General features: G+C 60.4%; 18 protein-coding genes, 1 tRNA gene, 1 pseudogene and 1 riboswitch. Of the genes and pseudogenes, 9 read left to right on the top strand and 11 right to left on the bottom strand.

The window, feature by feature from the left end:
• Nucleotides 1–2: 2 nt before the first annotated feature.
• Nucleotides 3–1058, bottom strand: coding sequence for a cobalamin biosynthesis protein CobW (gene cobW / locus ACR0LW_RS04615; RefSeq protein ID WP_480881710.1), 1056 nt, complete (start codon nucleotides 1056–1058; stop codon nucleotides 3–5).
• Nucleotides 1055–1435, bottom strand: a complete 381-nt coding sequence (locus tag ACR0LW_RS04610) for a DUF1636 domain-containing protein (protein WP_170735228.1) — start codon at nucleotides 1433–1435, stop codon at nucleotides 1055–1057. The genes cobW and ACR0LW_RS04610 overlap by 4 nt, the downstream gene beginning before the upstream one ends.
• 93 nt (nucleotides 1436–1528) lie before the next feature.
• A riboswitch (cobalamin riboswitch) is annotated at nucleotides 1529–1748 on the bottom strand.
• Nucleotides 1749–1851: 103 nt separating this feature from the next.
• On the opposite strand from ACR0LW_RS04610, the gene ACR0LW_RS04605 reads away from it, so the two are divergent.
• Nucleotides 1852–2844, top strand: coding sequence for an NAD(P)-dependent oxidoreductase (locus ACR0LW_RS04605; protein ID WP_480881708.1), 993 nt, complete (start codon nucleotides 1852–1854; stop codon nucleotides 2842–2844).
• A gap of 50 nt (nucleotides 2845–2894) precedes the next feature.
• On the opposite strand, the gene ACR0LW_RS04600 is transcribed toward ACR0LW_RS04605, so the two are convergent.
• A tRNA-Cys gene (locus ACR0LW_RS04600) sits at nucleotides 2895–2968 on the bottom strand.
• Nucleotides 2969–3196: 228 nt separating this feature from the next.
• Here ACR0LW_RS04600 and ACR0LW_RS04595 point away from each other — a divergent pair.
• The 3 genes from ACR0LW_RS04595 to ACR0LW_RS04585 all read left to right on the top strand — a co-directional run bounded on the left by ACR0LW_RS04595 (nucleotide 3197) and on the right by ACR0LW_RS04585 (nucleotide 6227).
• On the top strand, nucleotides 3197–3850 hold the full coding sequence (locus tag ACR0LW_RS04595; RefSeq protein ID WP_170449561.1) for a protein-L-isoaspartate O-methyltransferase family protein: 654 nt from the start codon (nucleotides 3197–3199) through the stop codon (nucleotides 3848–3850).
• Nucleotides 3851–3945: 95 nt separating this feature from the next.
• On the top strand, nucleotides 3946–5364 hold the full coding sequence (locus tag ACR0LW_RS04590) for a TolC family outer membrane protein (protein ID WP_170449564.1): 1419 nt from the start codon (nucleotides 3946–3948) through the stop codon (nucleotides 5362–5364).
• 74 nt (nucleotides 5365–5438) lie between these two features.
• Entirely contained in the window at nucleotides 5439–6227 is a 789-nt protein-coding gene (locus ACR0LW_RS04585; protein WP_480881706.1) for a hypothetical protein, read from the top strand.
• 4 nt (nucleotides 6228–6231) lie between these two features.
• Here the strand turns inward: ACR0LW_RS04585 and ACR0LW_RS04580 are convergent, their stop codons facing one another.
• Complete coding sequence (locus ACR0LW_RS04580; protein ID WP_480881704.1) at nucleotides 6232–7689, bottom strand: cobyric acid synthase; 1458 nt, start codon at nucleotides 7687–7689, stop codon at nucleotides 6232–6234.
• A 61-nt stretch (nucleotides 7690–7750) separates the two neighbouring features.
• On the opposite strand from ACR0LW_RS04580, the gene ACR0LW_RS04575 reads away from it, so the two are divergent.
• Nucleotides 7751–8320, top strand: coding sequence for a cobalamin biosynthesis protein CobQ (locus ACR0LW_RS04575; protein WP_480872283.1), 570 nt, complete (start codon nucleotides 7751–7753; stop codon nucleotides 8318–8320).
• A 66-nt stretch (nucleotides 8321–8386) separates the two neighbouring features.
• Here the strand turns inward: ACR0LW_RS04575 and ACR0LW_RS04570 are convergent, their stop codons facing one another.
• Nucleotides 8387–8707: a DUF6280 family protein gene (locus ACR0LW_RS04570; RefSeq protein WP_037310273.1), complete on the bottom strand. Its 321-nt coding sequence runs from the start codon at nucleotides 8705–8707 to the stop codon at nucleotides 8387–8389.
• 218 nt (nucleotides 8708–8925) lie between these two features.
• On the opposite strand from ACR0LW_RS04570, the gene efp reads away from it, so the two are divergent.
• Nucleotides 8926–9489, top strand: coding sequence for an elongation factor P (gene efp / locus ACR0LW_RS04565; protein ID WP_170449576.1), 564 nt, complete (start codon nucleotides 8926–8928; stop codon nucleotides 9487–9489).
• A gap of 51 nt (nucleotides 9490–9540) precedes the next feature.
• Here efp and ACR0LW_RS04560 read toward each other — a convergent pair whose 3' ends face one another.
• Together ACR0LW_RS04560 and ygfZ are read right to left on the bottom strand one after the other, a co-directional pair.
• Nucleotides 9541–10482 (bottom strand): ABC transporter transmembrane domain-containing protein, encoded by a 942-nt coding sequence (locus ACR0LW_RS04560; RefSeq protein ID WP_170735215.1) that lies wholly within the window; start codon nucleotides 10480–10482, stop codon nucleotides 9541–9543.
• A 111-nt stretch (nucleotides 10483–10593) separates the two neighbouring features.
• The gene (gene ygfZ / locus ACR0LW_RS04555) at nucleotides 10594–11331 is read right to left on the bottom strand and encodes a CAF17-like 4Fe-4S cluster assembly/insertion protein YgfZ (RefSeq protein ID WP_480881756.1); all 738 of its coding nucleotides are present in this window, start codon (nucleotides 11329–11331) and stop codon (nucleotides 10594–10596) included.
• A gap of 73 nt (nucleotides 11332–11404) precedes the next feature.
• On the opposite strand from ygfZ, the gene ACR0LW_RS04550 reads away from it, so the two are divergent.
• Nucleotides 11405–12079, top strand: coding sequence for a TIGR04283 family arsenosugar biosynthesis glycosyltransferase (locus tag ACR0LW_RS04550; protein ID WP_170628447.1), 675 nt, complete (start codon nucleotides 11405–11407; stop codon nucleotides 12077–12079).
• Between the two features lie 7 nt (nucleotides 12080–12086).
• Here ACR0LW_RS04550 and ACR0LW_RS04545 read toward each other — a convergent pair.
• Nucleotides 12087–12833, bottom strand: a pseudogene (locus ACR0LW_RS04545) (hypothetical protein); the annotation flags it as partial.
• 104 nt (nucleotides 12834–12937) lie between these two features.
• Here ACR0LW_RS04545 and ACR0LW_RS04540 point away from each other — a divergent pair.
• On the top strand, nucleotides 12938–13708 hold the full coding sequence (locus ACR0LW_RS04540) for an alpha/beta hydrolase (RefSeq protein ID WP_480881701.1): 771 nt from the start codon (nucleotides 12938–12940) through the stop codon (nucleotides 13706–13708).
• 91 nt (nucleotides 13709–13799) lie between these two features.
• On the top strand, nucleotides 13800–14639 hold the full coding sequence (locus ACR0LW_RS04535) for an EamA family transporter (protein ID WP_480881699.1): 840 nt from the start codon (nucleotides 13800–13802) through the stop codon (nucleotides 14637–14639).
• Between the two features lie 6 nt (nucleotides 14640–14645).
• Here the strand turns inward: ACR0LW_RS04535 and ACR0LW_RS04530 are convergent, their stop codons facing one another.
• The 3 genes from ACR0LW_RS04530 to parE all read right to left on the bottom strand — a co-directional run bounded on the left by ACR0LW_RS04530 (nucleotide 14646) and on the right by parE (nucleotide 18015).
• Entirely contained in the window at nucleotides 14646–14927 is a 282-nt protein-coding gene (locus tag ACR0LW_RS04530) for a hypothetical protein (RefSeq protein WP_170519658.1), read from the bottom strand.
• A gap of 319 nt (nucleotides 14928–15246) precedes the next feature.
• Nucleotides 15247–16017: a hypothetical protein gene (locus tag ACR0LW_RS04525; RefSeq protein ID WP_480881696.1), complete on the bottom strand. Its 771-nt coding sequence runs from the start codon at nucleotides 16015–16017 to the stop codon at nucleotides 15247–15249.
• A 39-nt stretch (nucleotides 16018–16056) separates the two neighbouring features.
• Nucleotides 16057–18015, bottom strand: coding sequence for a DNA topoisomerase IV subunit B (gene parE, locus ACR0LW_RS04520; RefSeq protein WP_480881694.1), 1959 nt, complete (start codon nucleotides 18013–18015; stop codon nucleotides 16057–16059).
• Nucleotides 18016–18029 lie beyond the last annotated feature (14 nt).

Below are 18029 nucleotides of genomic sequence, written 5' to 3'. Positions count from 1 at the left end.
GCTTACTCGGCGGCCTCGGTGACGCCTACGAGGATATCGCGGATCGCGGCCTCTTTGATGTCGTCATGCTCGGCAATCACGACCAGACGTGAGCGACGGTCCTCGCCGGGCTCCCACGGGCGGTCATACTGGTGGCGGACGCGCGCGCCAACGGCCTGCACAAGCAGACGCATGGGTTTGCCCTGAACGGCGGCATAGCCTTTGACGCGCAGGATGTTCAGTTCCTTGGCCAGACGTTCGATCTTGGCTACCAGATCGGCGGGATCGGTCTGTTCCGGCAACTCGACGATGATGCTTTCGAAATCGTCATGCTCGTGGTCATGGTGGCCGTCGTGATGCGAGGGGCGCGCGTCCATGTCATCTTCGGCGGCGGCCTCAAGGCCCAGCACGACGCGCACGTCCACGGCACCTTCGGCCACTTCAACCACGGGCAGGGGGCGCGGGGCTTCGGCAGCGATGACCTCTTTGGCTTTCGCCACACCCTCAGGACCGGCCAGATCGGGCTTGGTCAGCAGGATGATGTCGGCGCAGGAGATCTGATCCTCGAACACCTCGGACAGGGGCGTTTCGTGGTCGATCGAGTCATCGGCCAGCCGCTGGGCATCCACCGCTTCAACATTCGGGGCAAAACGACCTGCGGCCACAGCCTCGGCATCGGCCAGAGCGATCACGCCATCCACGGTGATTTTCGACCGGATATCGGGCCAGTCGAACGCCTTGAGCAGCGGTTTCGGCAGGGCGAGGCCCGAGGTTTCGATCAGGATGTGATCCGGGCGCGGCTCCAGCGCCATCAGCGCCTCGATCGTGGGGATGAAATCATCGGCCACGGTGCAGCAGATGCAGCCATTGGCCAGTTCCATGATGTTTTCCGCCGGGCAATCCGGGATGGCGCAGGATTTCAGGATGTCGCCATCAACGCCCACATCGCCGAACTCGTTGACCACCACGGCCAGACGCTTGCCCTGCGGGTTCTGCATCAGATGCTTGACCAGCGTGGTCTTGCCCGAGCCCAGAAAGCCGGTGATCACAGTGACGGGGAGTTTTTCGAGATTGCTCATTTCAGGGCTCCAATCGGGGGAATGCGCGAGGCGCAGTTCTTGCGGAAATGTTCGGGGCGCTCGCGCCATTTGACCAAGCCGTCCTCGGTGGCCAGATACTTGGTCGCTCCGTCGACGATGACGTCAACGTGATCGGTTTCATTGAGGTTCTCGTACACAAAGGTCCAGCGATCCGGCCCGCCGCGCAGCACGATGGAACAGCCCTGATCGCAGTTCGACAGGCATTCGACGGCTTTCAGCGTGACGCCCTCGGGCAGGTCCGCCTGTTCCAGCGCTTTGTGCAGCAATGTGCCAGGGCGCTGGTCATCATCCTCGATGGGCAGACCCCGGCGGCACGTGGTGCAAACCAGCAGCTCGACCGGCGCAGTCTCGGTCATGTCTCTCATCCCCCCAAATCCTCTTCGCGGGGGACGGGGTTTCATGCGGGCCACGCGATGCACATGGACCCGACACCGGAACACCCCGCCCGGTTTCAACTTCGGGTGCTGGCAGGTCTCCCGGCTTGCGGATGTCAGAGGCCCGGTTCGTCTGGCTCCTCTGTCGGATGTCCCGCCTTCCCGGCCTGGCAGGCCAGTGGCATTGGGCACCCTCTCCGGTCACGGTCGCGGGGGCGGCTGCGTTTGGCGGATAAACCGTTGACGCATTCCCTTTTCATCGGCTGTCGCCGACACCAACGACAGGGACATGCGGCACGTGTGGGCAGGTTGTCAAGCGCGATGCGACCACCATCGCGTGGCTAGGATGAAAAGCGACCTGCCAGCGTCGCTGGGCGGCATGACGCGGTGCCCGCGACATGGTCGCATACCGGAAAACACGCAGGGAGACGCGAATAATGAAAGTTGGGTTCATCGGACTTGGAAATGTGGGCGGAAAACTCTCGGGCTCGTTGCTGCGCAACGGGATCGACCTGACGGTCCATGACCTGAATGCAGACCTGGTGGAAGAATTCGTCGAAAAGGGCGCAAAGGCCGCCGAAAGCCCGGCCCAGCTGATGCACGATTGCGACGCGGTGATCACCTGCCTGCCATCGCCTGCCGCCTCGGACGCGGTGATGCAGGAGATGTTGCCCGAGGTCGGCCCCGGCAAAATTTGGATGGAAATGTCCACCACCGACGAGGCCGAGGCCAAGCGGCTGGGTGCCATGGTCATCGAACGGGGCGGGGCGGCGGTTGATTGCCCCGTTTCCGGCGGATGCCACCGGGCGGCAACCGGCAATATCTCGATCTTCGCGGGTTGCGACCGGGATACTTTTGAGCGAATCCTGCCCTTCCTGACAACGATGGGCCGTCGGGTGTTGCATACCGGCGAACTCGGCTCGGCCTCGGTTCTGAAAGTTCTGACCAACTATCTGGCCACCGCCAACCTGATCACCTGCGCCGAAGCGCTGGTGACCGCCAAAGCCGCCGGGATGGACCTGAACACGACCTATGAGGCGATCAAGATCTCGTCTGGCACCTCATTTGTGCATGAGACCGAAAGCCAGGTCATCCTGAACGGCTCGCGCGATATTTCCTTTACCATGGACCTTGTCAAAAAGGATATCGGCCTGTTTCAGGACGTCGCCGACCGCGCGGGTGTCCCGCTTGAGATCAACCCGATCATGATCAAGATCTTCGAGGACGGCATCGCACGCTACGGCGAACGCGAACTGTCGCCCAACATCATCAAACGCCTGGAAGACGCCACCGGCCTCGACATCCGCGCGCCCGGCTTTCCACCTGAAATGCAGGACGATGAACCTGAAGAACCGGGTTATGAGGTTATCCCGGCGGGGCGCGATTCCTAAGAGGGGCGCGCTTTCGTCTTTGCGTCGCGAGGTGAAGGTATTGAAGGAAGTGGAGGCGAGTACCGGAATCGAACCGGTGTACACGGATTTGCAATCCGCTGCGTCACCACTCCGCCAACTCGCCTTTTCAAGTAAAATCAAATACTTGCCGTGGTGTGACAGGCGTTTTAGCAGCTTTCTTATGGGGCGTCCAGAGGATTGCGTGTAATTTTGGCGCCTGAGGCGGGAAATGCTGATCTGGGCCGGATCACAAACCTGTCGCACGGTCCGGGCTGTGGCAACAGGGCCGTTGCCGGTTGCTGCGGGATGTGGCAAAAGCCAAAAAAACGTGGGAATTCAGACGAGAGATCACATGACAGATTTCGCAACCCGACGCCGCACTATGGTCGATACGCAGATTCGGCCCTCTGATGTCACGAAATTCCCGATCATCGATGCCATGCTGACCGTCCCGCGTGAGAATTTCGTGCCGGATGCGCAGCGCGAGGCAGCCTATGTGGAAGGCATAATCGATCTGGGGGACGGGCGCAGCATGCTGGAGCCTCGGACTCTGGCCAAGATGCTGGACGCCGTAAATATTTGCAAAGATGAGGCAGTTTTGGATATCGCGCCGGGGCTGGGATATTCCACCGCCGTTGCCGCGCGCATGGCCGAACTGGTGGTTGCTGTTGAAAGCGATGAAGCGCTGGCCGCAGAAGCGCAGGATGCCCTGACAGAGGCGGACGCAGACAATGCCGTGGTGCATGTCGGCCCGCTGGAGCAAGGGGCCGAGGAACACGGGCCTTACGACGTGATCATGATACAGGGCGGCGTGCAGCAGGTGCCGGACGCTCTGCTGGGTCAGTTGAAAGACAACGGGCGCATCGCCTGTCTGTTTGTGCAGGATGGTCTGGGCGTCGTTCGGATCGGGCGCAAGGCTGGTGACCGGGTCAGCTGGCGCGACGCTTTCAACGCCAGTGCGCCGACACTGGACAGTTTTTCAGTCGAGTGTGCATTTTCGCTATAGTCGGGCGGTGGTTTTTTCTGCCACCTTGATTAGTTGAAAACGGCAACGCAAACTTCCCGCAGGGCAGTGTAATTTTGATTTGAGAGGATTTGGTGATGCGTGGAACGGCAACTGGTAAGCTGGTCAGGGCCTTGGCGGTGACCGCTGGTCTTGCCCTTAGCGTTATGCCTGTACGCCTGGCATGGGCGGACAACCTGACCGATGCCTTTATCGGGGCGTATAACACCAGCGGTCTTCTTGAACAGAACCGCGCGCTGTTGCGTGCCGCTGATGAAGATGTTGCCATTGCGGTGTCCGCGCTGCGTCCGATCATCAACTGGACAGTGCGCGTTTCGCAGGATTACACGCGGACAACGACTAGCGGTATAGTGGTCCGGAACGAGCCTTCGACATTCTTTACCGGCCTCACGCTGGCCCAGTTGATCTATGATGGCGGGTTCTCGATTCTCGGTAAGCAATCCGCGCAGGAAATCGTGTTGTCCACGCGCCAAAGCCTGATCGATGTCGAGCAGGCCATTCTGTTCCGCGCAGCAAACGCTTATCTCAACGTCGTTCTGCAGGAAGAAACCGTGCAGATTCAGGTGAATGACGTCGATGTGTCGGCCGAGGAACTTCGGGCCTCGCGGGACCGTTTCGAAGTGGGTGAAGTCACGCGCACGGACGTCGCCCTGTCCGAGGCACAGCTGGCCAGTTCCCAGGCCGATCTGGCAGTTGCACGCGGTAACCTGAGCACGGCGCAGGCGGAATATGTAAATGCCGTCGGCAAACTACCGGGGGCGACCGCTGGTCAGCCCAGCCTTCCGTCACTGCCCCGGTCCGAGTCCGAGGCGATCTCGTTCGCGCGCCGCAACCATCCGGCCATTCTTGCGGCCCAGCACGAAGTGCGTGCGCTTGATTTGCAGGTCCAGCAGCAGCGGGCGAATCTGGGGCCGAACGTCACGCTGAATGCCGATGCGGGCATTACGGAAAGCTATGACAATGACGATGACACCGAAAATGCGAGTGTCTCGCTGAACTTCAACCAGCCGATCTATGCCGGCGGACGTCTGGCGGCATCGGTGCGCCGGGCGATGGCCACCCGCGATGCGTCGCGCGCGAACCTTCTGAACGTGCAAAAGGACATCACGCAGGGCGTGTCCGAAGCCTATGCAAACTTTCAGGCCGCTTCGGCCAGCCTGCGGGCATCGACCGAGCAGGTACGCGCCTCGCAGGTCGCCTTTGACGGGATTCGCGAAGAGGCAACCCTGGGCGCACGGACCACGCTGGACGTTCTGAACGCGCAGCAGGATTTGCTGGATGCGCAGCTGAACGAGGTCGCCTCGCGCACCGAGCGTTCGCGCGCTGCCTATCAGCTGTTGCAGGCTCAGGGCCTGTTGACGGCGGAACGTCTGGGTCTGGCGGTGCAGATCTATGACCCGACGCTGTATTATAATCTGGTCAAGAAAGCCCCTGCACAGGTCAGCAAACAGAGCAAAGACCTGGATCGCGTCCTCAAAGCGTTGCGTCGGGACTGACGGGCAATACTATCTGTTGTTCGCTCTGACAGGATTGGCTACACTCGGGCCTGAGGAAAGAGCGGTAGAGCAAAATGACGGACAATGTCGTAAAAGCCGGGATCGAAGACGTTTTGTCTTCGGTCAAACGTCTGGTCAGCGAAGAGGGGCGCAAAGCCCCGTCCTCGGGCGCGCGCAAGCCCGGGCGTCTGGTGCTGACCGAGGCGTTGCGAATCTCAAAACCCGCTCAGGTTGAACAGCCCCCGCTGAAGCTGGAACCGAAATACAGCGCCGAGGAATCGGCGAAACCAATGCTGCTGCGCGCCTGTGACATCGTGAAGGCCGACGCGGCGGCCAATAGCGATGCGCCTCGTCAGGAAGAGGCCACGCCAGAGCCTGAGGCCACCGAAGACCCCGCAACCAGCCTGAGCGCGAAGATCGAAGCGCTGGAGGCTGCGATCGCCCGGACCGAGGATCAGTGGGAACCCGATGGCGACAGTGACGATGCCTATTCGGGGACACCGACTCAGGGCCTCGCCTGGACCACGGATTCAGGGTTCGAAGAGCCCGAGCCAGAGGATGTGCCTGTAGAGCAGGCAACAGACGTTGAGGACACAGTTGCAGCGGCCGAGCCCGAGCAGGAAGAACCGCAACCGGCCACCTTCATTCGTTCGCCCGAAGTCATGCCTGTGGCTGAACCGATGGCCGAAGACGCTGTGCCCGCGCGCGACGTGGCCATCGACGAAGACGCGCTGCGTGACATGATTGCCGAAGTTGTCCGGCAAGAGCTTCAGGGCGTGCTGGGCGAGCGGATCACCCGCAATGTGCGCAAGATGGTCCGGCGCGAGATTCACCGGGCGCTGGCAGCGCAGGAGCTGGAATAGCCGCTCAGCCCCGCTGCGGCGGCTGCGCAAGGTCCAGCAGTAAATCAAGGTTCATGTTCTGCTCTAGGTGATCGGCCAGATCATCCAGCGTTTGCTCGACACCATCCTCATAGGCGGTTTCCGATTTCACACCCAGTTTTGCCAGAAACTGCGCCCGAAACGCGTCGGATGAAAATATGCCGTGCAGATAGCTGCCCAGAATGCGCCCATTGGCGCTGGCTGCGCCTTCGGGGCGGCCCTCAACCTCCAGCCAGGCCCGCGCACAATCCGGGCCTTCCGTTTCACCCATATGAATCTCGTACCCGCTGACCGGTTCGCGATTGGGCAGGGCGCAGGCTTCGGTCAGCGTGACATGCTTTTTTCCGGCCATGACAGTGTCCACATCCAGCAGGCCCAGCCCTTCAACCTTGCCCGGCCGACCGTCCACCCCGTCGGGGTCCGAGATTGTTCTGCCCAGCATCTGATAGCCGCCGCACAGGCCAAGAACATGCCCGCCGCGGCGTACATGGGCGAGAAGGTCAATATCCCAGCCTTGCGCCCGGAAATAGGTCAGATCGCCAATGGTGGATTTGCTGCCCGGCAGCAACACAAGGTCGGCATCGCCGGGCAGGGGGCGGCCTGCGGGGATGATCTCGACGCTCACACCGGGTTCGGCAGACAGCGGGTCCAGATCGTCGAAATTGGCCATGCGCTCAAGCTGAGGCACAACGACCTTGCACGCCCCGCCGGTGTGTGAGCGGATGTCCATCATATCCTCGGCGGGCAGCTTCCACGCATCGTGAAACCATGGCACCACGCCCAGACAGGGCCAGCCCGTGCGCGCGGCTATATCGTCGCGGCCCTCATCAAACAGCGACACGTCGCCCTTGAACCGGTTCACGGCAAAGCCCTTGATCATCTCAAGATCGCCGGGGTCCAGCACGGCCTGAGTACCAACGATCTGCGCGATTACACCGCCCCGATGAATGTCTCCAACCAGCACCACCGGCACACCGGCTGCGCAGGCAAAGCCCATATTGGCAATGTCGCCTTTGCGCAGGTTGGTTTCCGCCGGGCTGCCCGCGCCTTCGATCAGCACCAGATCTGCGTCGCTGCACAGCCTGTCGAAGCTTTCCAGCGCGGCCCCCAGCAGTTTGGATTTGTCCTTGCGGTAATCCCCGGCCTTCATCGTGCCTGCGCGCTGGCCCTGAACGATGATCTGCGCGCCGGTGTCGGTTTCAGGCTTCAACAGGATCGGGTTCATATCCGTATGCGTCGGACGGTTCGCAGCCCACGCCTGCAGGGCCTGAGCGCGCCCGATCTCGCCCCCGTTTTCGGTCACGGCGGCGTTGTTGGACATGTTCTGAGGTTTGAACGGAGCCACCCGCAGCCTACGTCGCGTATAAGCGCGCGCCAACCCGGCCACCAATACCGATTTTCCGACATTGCTGCCGGTGCCCTGAATCATGATGGCGCGAACCATGGTCGTCTCCTATACCTTGTCGCGCAGATGACCTGATTTAAGGCCAAAGGGAAAGCCCCGGATGAACACGCCAGCGCATCTTTTGATCGGTGCTGCCGCCTTTGCGCGGCCCGCACGGGGGCGCATCCTTTGGGCGGCGGTGTTGGGATCACTGCTGCCGGATCTGTCCCTGTATCTGATGGCGGGGACGTCGCTGTATATCCTGGGCATCCCGCCACAGGTGGTGTTTGACGAACTTTACTTCTCGCCCGCTTGGCAAACGGTCTTTGCCATCGACAACTCATTCATTCTGTGGGGGTTGGCTTTGGCGTTGGGGTTGTGGCGGGGCTGGTCGTTTCTGACGGTGGCCGCTTCCGCGGGACTGCTGCATCTGGTGATGGATTTTTTCCTGCACGCGGGCGACGGGCGGCCTCAGTTCTGGCCGATCAGCGATTGGGTCTTTCACAGCCCGGTCAGCTATTGGGACAGTGCCCATCATGCGCTGTGGGTGGCCCCTGTATCCGCCATGATCTGCCTGTTGGCCTATGTCGCCTTGTGGCAGCGCGACCTGTCCATCACGGCAAAGCTGTTCTTTGCCCTGCTGCTGATGGCCGAGGTCTGGGTGTTGCGGCAGTGGTTACTGTTTTTCTGACCCCGCAACAGAAAAGCGCGCCCCTGTTGGCGGAGCGCGCTTTTTCAAAGGGAAGTCGCCCGGTGTCTAGGCAGCTTCGGCCTGCTGAGCGGCATTGCGACGCTCGCTTTCTTCACGCGACAGCGCGACCGAGGTCCGCACGCCACGGCCAACGAACTCCATCAGTCCGCTGACAACCCGCTCATTCGGGTCGATACCGGCGCAGGACAGCACCTCGCGCCCATCGCGCGAGCGTGCCCAGCGGGCGATCTGTTCGGGGCCATTGCCGTATTTCTTGTCATCGGCGATAGCGTCATCAAGTGCAGCCAACACAACGGCCGCGAAAAGTTTGCGTGCACGATTGCCTTGCTCGTTGTTAAAGGCAGTGCCGTCAACGAAATCTCTCATCTCGTCTTCCTTGTTGTTCTTGCTCTTGCATTTTCGGCGTGACGGTCCTTATGACCTATTAGGTGCGATTCGGATACACCTAAAATGCATAGTTGCGTTGCGTCATGTGCATGGCTTGCTGCAAGTGCAGCACTAGGTCTCGTTGTCTTGTCAGGGTTGGTCCTGCCAGATATAGGGACCGCAACTGACGCATCAACCGTTTGTGAAGGATTTATGTCATGCCCAAGATAAATGGGAACGAAATTCGCCCCGGCAACGTGCTTGAGCATAACGACGGGCTGTGGGCGGCTGTGAAAGTGGATCACGTAAAGCCCGGTAAAGGCGGCGCTTTTGCCCAGGTCGAGCTGCGCAACCTGCGCAACGGATCGAAGCTGAACGAACGGTTCCGCTCGGCGGACAAGGTCGAACGTGTGCGTCTGGAGCAGAAGGATCAGCAGTTCCTTTATGAGTCCGACGGGATGCTGGTGTTCATGGATGCCGAGACCTATGAGCAGATCGAACTGCCTGCTGATCTGCTGGGCGAACGCCGCCCGTTTCTGCAGGACGGCATGACCATCGTGGTCGAATTCTACGAAAGCGAGGCGCTGAACGCCACGCTGCCGCAAAAAGTGACCTGCAAGATCGTCGAGACCGAGCCGGTGGTCAAAGGTCAGACCGCTGCGAACTCGTTCAAACCGGCGATTCTGGACAATGGCGTCAAGGTCATGGTGCCGCCTTTCATCGGGCAGGATGAGATGATCATCGTGAACACCGAATCCATGGAATATTCCGAACGCGCGTAACGCTGCGTTCGTGGACCAAGAGACCGCGCTGGCACCCGCCCGCGCGGTTTTCTATTTTCTGTGCATCCGCCGATAGCGGGTCGGGTCCGGGCCGAAAAGCTCTAGCATCAGTTCGTATTTGATGCGGTTGGCGCTGACCTGCCGGTAGAAAGCGATCAGAAAGGCCGTGGGCCCCTGGATGCGTCCCAGCCCGCTGACGGCGGCGACCACGGTGCCCACATCGGTTCTGCCCTGCAGAACCAGCCAGCCGCCCAGCATCAGCACCCCGACCGTGCCCGCGCCGTTGATGACGCTCAGCAGGAACTTGGCGGACAGTTTCCACAGGAACATCCTTCGCCGGGTTTCGTAGATATCGTCGAACATCGCATCGATGTCTTTTTCGACGGCCTCAAGGTCTTCGACCGTCAGGCTGTCGGTGGCACTGCGCAGAATTTGTACGCGCCGGGCGACGAAGACATTCACTTTGCGCTGGGACAGCAGGACAATGATGATCTGCGGCACAATCATCGAAAACGCGATCATCCCAAGCCCCGGCTGGGTGGACGAGATATAGCCGATCACGCTGATCAATGTGCCGATCTGCACCACAGGGTCCGAGAACGCACCGCCTGCGAATTTACCCAACTCTTCGGCCTCGGCCGAGATGGCCGTGCTCATCGCGCCCTTGCGGACTGTTTCACCGGATTCGTTCAAATCGGTCGAGCGCCAAAGCAGCCGTTGTCGGATCATGCGAATGAGGTCTTCGCCCAGAGTGCCCGCGCGGTAGCCCAAAACCCATTTTAGCCCGAGGCTCAGCAGGATGACCCCCATCATGCCCAGACCCAGCAGGATCAAGCGCTCGGTTCCTACATCGTCCGAGGTCAGGTGGTTGATGATGTCGCGCTGAAACTCAAGGGGTACGGCTGCCAGCGCCGCAACGGCCAAGGACAGCACGATCAGGATGATCTGCCGTCCGGCACTGGCGCGCCAAATCGCGAGGTAAAGCTGTAGCATGCGGGCATCCGGGTGGTTCCGTTGCCCGTACTGTGACAGTGGGAAGTGTTACGTCAAACCGGCAGGGTGTGCATAGCAACCCAAGCGTAACGGATCGGCAACAGCGTCGGATCAATCCGCCAGAGTGACGGAAGCGTCTGCGGCTTGCATCGGCCCGCTTGCGCGGTCAAAGCGCAGATAGGCAATGGCGTGGTCGCCGGATCGGGTGAACAGGGTGCCCACCGGTTTGCCATTGGCAGTGATCTCGGTCCCGGCGGACGCATCGCCAGTGATCCGGACGCGGCGCAGCCCCTTACGCAGTTCGGTTTTGTGCTTCATGCGGGCGGTGACTTCCTGACCGACATAACAGCCCTTTTTGAAATCCACGCCGTTCAGACCCTCGAACCCGGATTCCAGAATGTAGCTGTCCGGTGTCAATTCCACCCCGCTTTCGGGGATACAGTGGCGCACGCGGATCGCGTCCCAATCGGTACCGTCATCGTTTTCGGGGCTGTCAGAGTATGCGCGCCAGCCCATATCGGCATGGCGCGGATCGGGCAGGGCGCCGTCCGGTGCAGGCCCGGTACCGTGTTGCAGGTTCAGGCCTGACGGTTCGATTGTCACATCCGCCCGCAGCTTGTACATGCCCAGCCGCTTGGCCAGCCCATCCGCCATGTCCTCGGCCACGTCCAGCAGCACAGCATCGCCGTCACGCTTCAGGAAGAAGTCCGCCAGATACTTGCCCTGCGAGGTCAGCAGCGCCGCATAAACCAGCCCAGTGTCCAGCCCGCCGATATCGTTGGTGATCAGGTCCTGCAAAAAGCTCTCGGTGTCCGAGCCGGTCAGGCGCAGGATGCGGCGATTGGGCATGGCAGGGTCCTCGTCATTTGCCTTGGCCTCGTGATATAGGAAGTTCCGCTGCCAAGACCAGAGGTTATCCGCCGTGCCCGCCCCGATCAGCATCGTGATCCCCACGCTGAACGCTGAAACCGCGTTGCCCGCCTGCCTTCAGGCCTTGATGGAGGGGCTGCACGCCGGTTTGATCCGCGAACTGATCATCAGCGATGGCGGATCCACCGACCAGACCTTGAATATAGCTGAGGAAGCCGGGGCCGAGGTTGTCGAAGGACCTGCCTCGCGCGGGGGGCAGCTCAGGCGCGGCTGCGCGCTGGCCAAGGGCGATTGGGTGTTGGTTTTGCATGCAGATACGGTGTTGGATCCGGGGTGGACAAAACCTGTGGCGGATCATTTGGCGTCCAAATCGCCGGGGGCGTTTCGGTTGGCGTTTCGGGCCAAGGGGTTCGCCCCGCGTTGGGTCGCCGGTTGGGCCAACCTGCGCAGTCGCCTGTTCAGCCTTCCGTATGGCGATCAGGGGATGCTGGTCCCGCGCGAGATGTACCTGCGGGTCGGCGAATACAAAGATCAACCGTTGATGGAAGACGTCGCCCTTGCCCGCGCCCTGCCGCGGATCACGTTGTTGGACGCACACGCCGTTACGAGTGCGGAACGCTATGAGCGGGCGGGCTGGCTGCGGCGGGGTGCTCGGAATCTGTGGACTCTGGCCCGGTATCTTCTTGGGGCCGATCCGGAACAGCTGGCGCAGGCGTATCGGCGATAAGGGTCGTGCGCAGCTCGACAATGGATTTCCCCAACCGGAAAGGTGCTGCGAAACTGACCAGACATAGGGCGACGATCTGCAGGACCAGAATATGCGCGTTGGCTTGCAGATATTCCCATTCGTCTTTCAGCTTGCTGACCTGCTCGATCAGGTCGTCATAGCTTTGGGCCAGGATCAGATAATCTCCGGCAATCGCGGGCACCTTGCGGCGCATGTTGTCGATGGCGGTTTGCGTTTCGTCATCCATCGAAGTGAAGACCAGAAACTGGTCGATATCGAACGCATCGGCCTTGGCGGCCATCTGCTCCATCTCGTCCTTGTCGTCCCGACCGAACAGGAAATGCAGCCCTTGCAGCGGGGCGACCTCGTTCGTGACTTCGATGAACAGGGGCAGATCTGCGTTGCTGGCGGTTGAGGCCGACAGAAACTCGACCTTCTCGCACAGAACGCCTGTATCCGGGTCATAGGCGGGGTCACAGAACCGCAACCGGAACCGCGCAGCGTCGCGGTCAAAGGCTGATGAGGCCGCAAATGCCACGTCAATCTGCCGATCCAACCGAGAGCTATCCGCCGTATAAAGACCCGCCAGAACTGCCACCAAGGCCCCGATGCCGCCCAACACGACCCAGACCAGATCAGCCAGTTTCCAAGCCCGGTGCCCCGCTGGCTTGCGGAACAGAAAGCCTGTTCCGACCGATCCGATCAGAAAGAACAGGATGAGCAGTGGCAACTGGTTTTCGGTCACAAATGTCATGGGGCTGAGTTTAAGTGGTCCACCCCCTCACGCAACAGCGATCACGCGCAGTTGTTTCGTTTTACAGGATGCTCATACTGGACGCGCTGAGGTGGGAGATTTTCATGACCAAACACATCGTTCTGATCCACGGCGCGTTTGCAGGCCCATGGTGTATGGAAGATTACGCAGGTTTCTTCCGTGATCGCGGCTGGACCGTCCACACCCCTGCGCTGCGCTATCACGGCGGTGACCCGAAGGCTGAACCGGATCCGGGCCTGACCGATGCCAGTGTCACGGATTATGCCGATGACATTGCCGAGTTCGTTCAGGGATTGGACAGCAAACCCGTCCTTCTGGGCCACGCGATCGCGGGCGTCGTGGCGCAGCAGGTGGCCGCGCGCGGCTTGGCCAGCGCGATTGTCCTGATAAACCCAAATGCCGCCTGGGGAACGTTGCCCGAAACCGACGACGAACGCGCCGTCCCGCGCGCGTTGATGGAGGGTGGGGCGTTCTGGAAACAGCCCATGCGGGTCGAATTCGACCTGATGGCCCCCTTCGCGCTGAACAAGATGCCCGAGGCACAACAACACGAGGTGTTCGACCGATTGGGCGCGGAAAGCGGGCGGGTGATGTTCGAGATGTTCTTCTGGATGTTCGATGACCACCACGCCATGAAGGTCGATATCGACAAGGTCGACTGCCCGGTACTGATCGTTTCCGGCACCGAGGATCGGGCTGTGAACCCCAACACCTGCCGGGCGCTGGCGAAACTGTATGGAGACCGCGCGACTTTCCTGCCGGTCGAAAACCACGCGCATTTCCTGTTTATGGAGCCGGGGTGGGAGCGTCCAGCCGCACAAATCGCCAATTGGCTGCAGGAAAAGCTGGGTTAGGCCACACATCCCGTATTGAGATCGCCCAAACGCTGTGCAAACTCCGCGATTGACCCAATCAGGGCCAATACTCAGCGCGGAAGGTTCAGGCGTGACCCTGTTTGTCATCCTCATCATTCTCACGGCGGCTTTGCTGCACGCGGTCTGGAACGCCATCGTCAAAACCGCCGCTGACCGGACCACGACGCTGGGCCTTGTGGCGTTTGGGCACGTCATTCCGGCCTCGGTGATGATCCTGCTGCTGCCGCTGCCGAGCGCCGAGAGCTTCATCTACATCGCCCTCTCAACCGTCGTGCATTTCGGCTATTACTTCATGCTGGGCAAAGCCTACCAGCACGGCGACCTCAGCGTCGTTTACCCCATCGCGCGCGGCATCGTGCCCGCGCTGGTGTCGCTCTGGGCCATGCTGCTGGTGGGCGAGGTTCTGCCCCTGCAAGCCTGGGCCGGGATCGCCCTGATCGCGCTGGGCATCCAACTCAGCAGTTGGAGCGCCCTGCGCTCCGGCGTCGGGCGCAGCGCGCTGGGCTTTGCGCTGGGCACCGGGTTCTGCATCTCGATCTATTCGGTGGTCGATGGGATCGGCGTGCGGCTGTCGGGCAATACGCTCAGCTACTGGGCCTGGGGCGCATTTCTGCACCTGTTCATCGCGGGGTTCGTAGGGGTGCGAAAGCGGGACACGCTGGCGGCACTGCCCGCCAAGGTCTGGATGATCGGCATCCTTGGCGGGCTGGTGTCGATGACGGCCTATGGTCTGGTGCTTTATGCCAAGAACTTCGCCCCGCTGGGCGCGGTCTCGGCCCTGCGCGAAACATCCGTCATCTTCGCCGCCTTGATCGGGTTCATCTTCCTGCACGAGGGCAACTGGCTCCGCCGTCTGGGCGCAGCCGTCCTGATGGCGGGCGGCGTCGCCCTGATCGGACTGGCCGTCTAACAGGCGTTACTTGCTGACCTGAAACGTGCTTTGCGGCTTCCAATGCATCGGCCCGGCCTCGCTGGGGACGCAACGCAGCAGCCGTTCCTCACGCGTGTTGACGGTGGGTGTGACGGTATTGTCACCGCTGATCACGATGAACGAGTCCATCGAATAGGCCATGCCTTCGTAATAGCAAAACCGGGTCTCGGCCCCATCCGGGATCGGAGAAGCGGTGCTGAGCATCTGCTGCGCGGCGGCTGCCGAGGCCAGCAGGCCAAAGGCCAGCCCGAGGGTTAGTGTTTTCATGTCGTCCTCCCGTTCGAAAATCTGTTCGTGGTCAAATTGGGTCTTGGACGCCCGGAGCCTCAAATGTCGTTCTTGGATGACGGGTTGAGGGTAAGTGTGAAGGGGATCAACGGGTTAGGCAAGGGGGTTGCGGTGTGCCGGGCTGAAGCCCGGCCTACGCGTTGTGGAGATGTGCTGCGCTGCCCGTCCAATGCTTGATGCTTTGAACCAAGCACGCGCCCAACCAGCCCGCGATCAAAAGGCGCGGCGATTGTAGGATGGGTGTTTACACCCATCATTGAACGGTAGATTTGCCAAGTGATGGGTGCAAGCACCCATCCTACGCTTGCTGGTATTTGTTTAGTCTCGCTAGGAAGGCATCAATATCAGCTTTGTATTTTTGCGACTTAATCGTTTTGGGGCGCACTACAAGCCCGCGTTCGCGCACGTTTAGGACACCTTTGTCGTTCGTCTTCCCCCAAAGCAATCCAGATAGTTGCGCAAGTAGCTTAGCACCTACTTTGTCTTTCTCCGGTTCATTAATCACCCAACGAAAAGATCCTACTACTATGTCGGTGACAGAGTTTAGGTGGGACATGCCGTTTTGCGTAGTTCCAACTGCAATTACGCGATCTAACTTCTTTCGTGTGCCGGCTTCACTTTGAACACCCAACTCTGAGATTTCTCTCAGAAACTTATTCTGATTGTAGTCTTCAGTGTGGTCGAAGTGCGCAGAACCAGGGATGCTACCACTTTCCTTAAGAAATTGGTCAAACTTGATGAGTAGTGTGTTCACAGCAAATTTTAGTCGGTCCTCGTGCGGCTTTCCTTTCGCAATAGCATGGGGAATGACATAACAGCAGGCTTTGCAATCGTTTTTGACGGCAAGGCGTAGGATTTCTGCCTTAATCGCCGTGTGTTGTTCCCGGCTTACATCGTCGGGCTTGGTGCCGGTTGAGAACTTCAAACTATCCCCATTGCGGAAGCCGTGTTTGCCACGAAGCTGGGATACTCTGTTAGAAATGTTAAGAAGGTTTTTTGCGGGAAAGAAAACGGAAGCGTAAACGAGAAACTCTCGTTGACCATCTTGGTCCGCTTCGTCAGCGTACATAAGGTACAATTACGCCTCCTGAAAAGTGCTTTTTAAGTATTAAACATCCAACTCCTCCACAAACCGCGCATTCTCCTGAATATATTGGAACCGCAGTTCGGGCTTCTTGCCCATCAGGCGCTCGACCAGGTCGCCGGTTTCGCCGGGTTCATCCTCATCAATCGTGACGCGGATCAGTTTGCGGGATGCCGGGTCCATTGTGGTCTCTTTCAGGTCCTTGGCGTCCATTTCGCCAAGACCCTTGAAGCGCGAGACGTCGATCTTGCCCTTGCCGCCCAGACCTTTCTCAAGCCACTCGTCACGCTCGGCCTCGTCCAGACAATAGACGCGTTTGGCGCCCTGCGTCAGGCGGTACAAAGGCGGGCAGGCCAGATACAAATGGCCCGCGTCGATCATGGGGCGCATCTGGGTGAAGAAGAAAGTCATCAGCAGCGAGGCGATGTGCGCCCCGTCCACATCCGCGTCGGTCATGATGATGACCTTGTCATAGCGCAGGTCGTCGACGTTGAACTTGGTGCCAAGCCCCACACCCAGCGCTTGGGTCAGGTCGTTGATCTCGGCGTTCGTACCAAGTTTCGAACTGGCCGCACCCAGCACGTTCAGGATTTTACCGCGCAGGGGCAGAAGGGCCTGTGTTTTGCGGTCGCGGCCCATTTTGGCGGACCCGCCCGCCGAGTCGCCCTCGACAATGAATAATTCCGTGCCGTCGCGTGTTGAACTAGAACAGTCCACCAGCTTGCCGGGAAGACGAAGTTTCTTAGTGGCGGACTTGCGTTGTGTTTCCTTCTCGGCCCGTCGGCGTAGACGTTCTTCGGCTCTCAGTATCAGGAAGTCGAGAATGGCGCCGGCGGATTTCGTGTCAGCCGCCAGCCAGTTATCGAAATGGTCGCGGACCGAGTTTTCGACCAGCCGTTGCGCCTCGACCGTGGCCAGACGGTCTTTGGTCTGACCCACGAACTCGGGCTCGCGGATGAAGCACGACACCAGCGCACAGCCGCCGGTGATCAGGTCATCGCGGGTGATCTGTGCGGCTTTCTTGTTGTTGATCAGCTCTCCATACGCCTTGATCCCCTTCAGGATCGCAGCCCAGAACCCGGCCACATGGGTGCCGCCTTCGGGCGTGGGGACGGTGTTACAGTAGGACTGGATGAACCCGTCGCGCGAGGGCGTCCAGTTGATCGCCCATTCGACCTTGCCGGGGGTGCCGAATTTCTCGTTGAAGTCCACAGTACCCGCGAAAGGTTGCTCGGCATAGGTGGACGAGCCGTCCATCGTCTCCTTGAGGTAGTCGGACAGTCCGCCGGGGAAGTGGAAGGTTGCCTCGGTTGGCGTTTCCCCGTCGTCGATGGCGGATTTCCAGCGGATTTCCACGCCAGAGAACAGGTAGGCCTTAGAGCGGATCGATTTAAACAGCCTTGCGGGCTTGAACCGGTGGTGGCCGAAGATGTCGGCATCTGCGTGGAACGTCACCGTGGTGCCGCGCCGGTTGGGGGCCGCGCCGATCTTTTCGACCGGGCCCAGAGGGACACCGCGCGAGAACCGTTGTTCGAACAGCGTCTTGTCGCGCGCCACCTGCACGACCATCGAATCCGACAGAGCGTTCACCACCGACGCACCCACACCGTGCAGACCGCCCGAGGTCTGGTACGCTTTGCCAGAGAACTTGCCGCCCGCGTGCAGGGTGCACAGGATCACCTCAAGCGCGGATTTGTCCGGGAACTTGGGGTGCGGGTCGATGGGAATACCGCGCCCGTTATCGCGCACGGTCAGGGCGTAATCTGCGTGCAGCTCAACCTCGATCCGGTTGGCATGGCCCGCCACCGCTTCGTCCATCGAGTTGTCGAGGATTTCGGCCACCATATGGTGCAGCGCACGCTCATCCGTGCCGCCGATATACATGCCGGGGCGTTTGCGGACCGGTTCCAGACCTTCCAGCACCTCGATGGACGAGGCGTCATAGGTAGTGGTCGCGTCAGGCGTCAACAGATCGTCGGGCATATGGGCTGCTCTTG

Source organism: Ruegeria sp. N4 (assembly GCF_056531425.1).
Note: the sequence above shows the minus strand (reverse complement) of the source record. Positions and strands in the feature narration are given on the sequence as shown.

Coding starts and splice junctions, on each gene's coding strand:
- cobW (WP_480881710.1), bottom strand. CDS start 1,058: ATGAGCAATCTCGAAAAACTCCCCGTCACTGTGATCACCGGCTTTCTG.
- ACR0LW_RS04610 (WP_170735228.1), bottom strand. CDS start 1,435: ATGACCGAGACTGCGCCGGTCGAGCTGCTGGTTTGCACCACGTGCCGC.
- ACR0LW_RS04605 (WP_480881708.1), top strand. CDS start 1,852: ATGGTCGCATACCGGAAAACACGCAGGGAGACGCGAATAATGAAAGTT.
- ACR0LW_RS04595 (WP_170449561.1), top strand. CDS start 3,197: ATGACAGATTTCGCAACCCGACGCCGCACTATGGTCGATACGCAGATT.
- ACR0LW_RS04590 (WP_170449564.1), top strand. CDS start 3,946: ATGCGTGGAACGGCAACTGGTAAGCTGGTCAGGGCCTTGGCGGTGACC.
- ACR0LW_RS04585 (WP_480881706.1), top strand. CDS start 5,439: ATGACGGACAATGTCGTAAAAGCCGGGATCGAAGACGTTTTGTCTTCG.
- ACR0LW_RS04580 (WP_480881704.1), bottom strand. CDS start 7,689: ATGGTTCGCGCCATCATGATTCAGGGCACCGGCAGCAATGTCGGAAAA.
- ACR0LW_RS04575 (WP_480872283.1), top strand. CDS start 7,751: ATGAACACGCCAGCGCATCTTTTGATCGGTGCTGCCGCCTTTGCGCGG.
- ACR0LW_RS04570 (WP_037310273.1), bottom strand. CDS start 8,707: ATGAGAGATTTCGTTGACGGCACTGCCTTTAACAACGAGCAAGGCAAT.
- efp (WP_170449576.1), top strand. CDS start 8,926: ATGCCCAAGATAAATGGGAACGAAATTCGCCCCGGCAACGTGCTTGAG.
- ACR0LW_RS04560 (WP_170735215.1), bottom strand. CDS start 10,482: ATGCTACAGCTTTACCTCGCGATTTGGCGCGCCAGTGCCGGACGGCAG.
- ygfZ (WP_480881756.1), bottom strand. CDS start 11,331: ATGCCCAATCGCCGCATCCTGCGCCTGACCGGCTCGGACACCGAGAGC.
- ACR0LW_RS04540 (WP_480881701.1), top strand. CDS start 12,938: ATGACCAAACACATCGTTCTGATCCACGGCGCGTTTGCAGGCCCATGG.
- ACR0LW_RS04530 (WP_170519658.1), bottom strand. CDS start 14,927: ATGAAAACACTAACCCTCGGGCTGGCCTTTGGCCTGCTGGCCTCGGCA.
- ACR0LW_RS04525 (WP_480881696.1), bottom strand. CDS start 16,017: ATGTACGCTGACGAAGCGGACCAAGATGGTCAACGAGAGTTTCTCGTT.
- parE (WP_480881694.1), bottom strand. CDS start 18,015: ATGCCCGACGATCTGTTGACGCCTGACGCGACCACTACCTATGACGCC.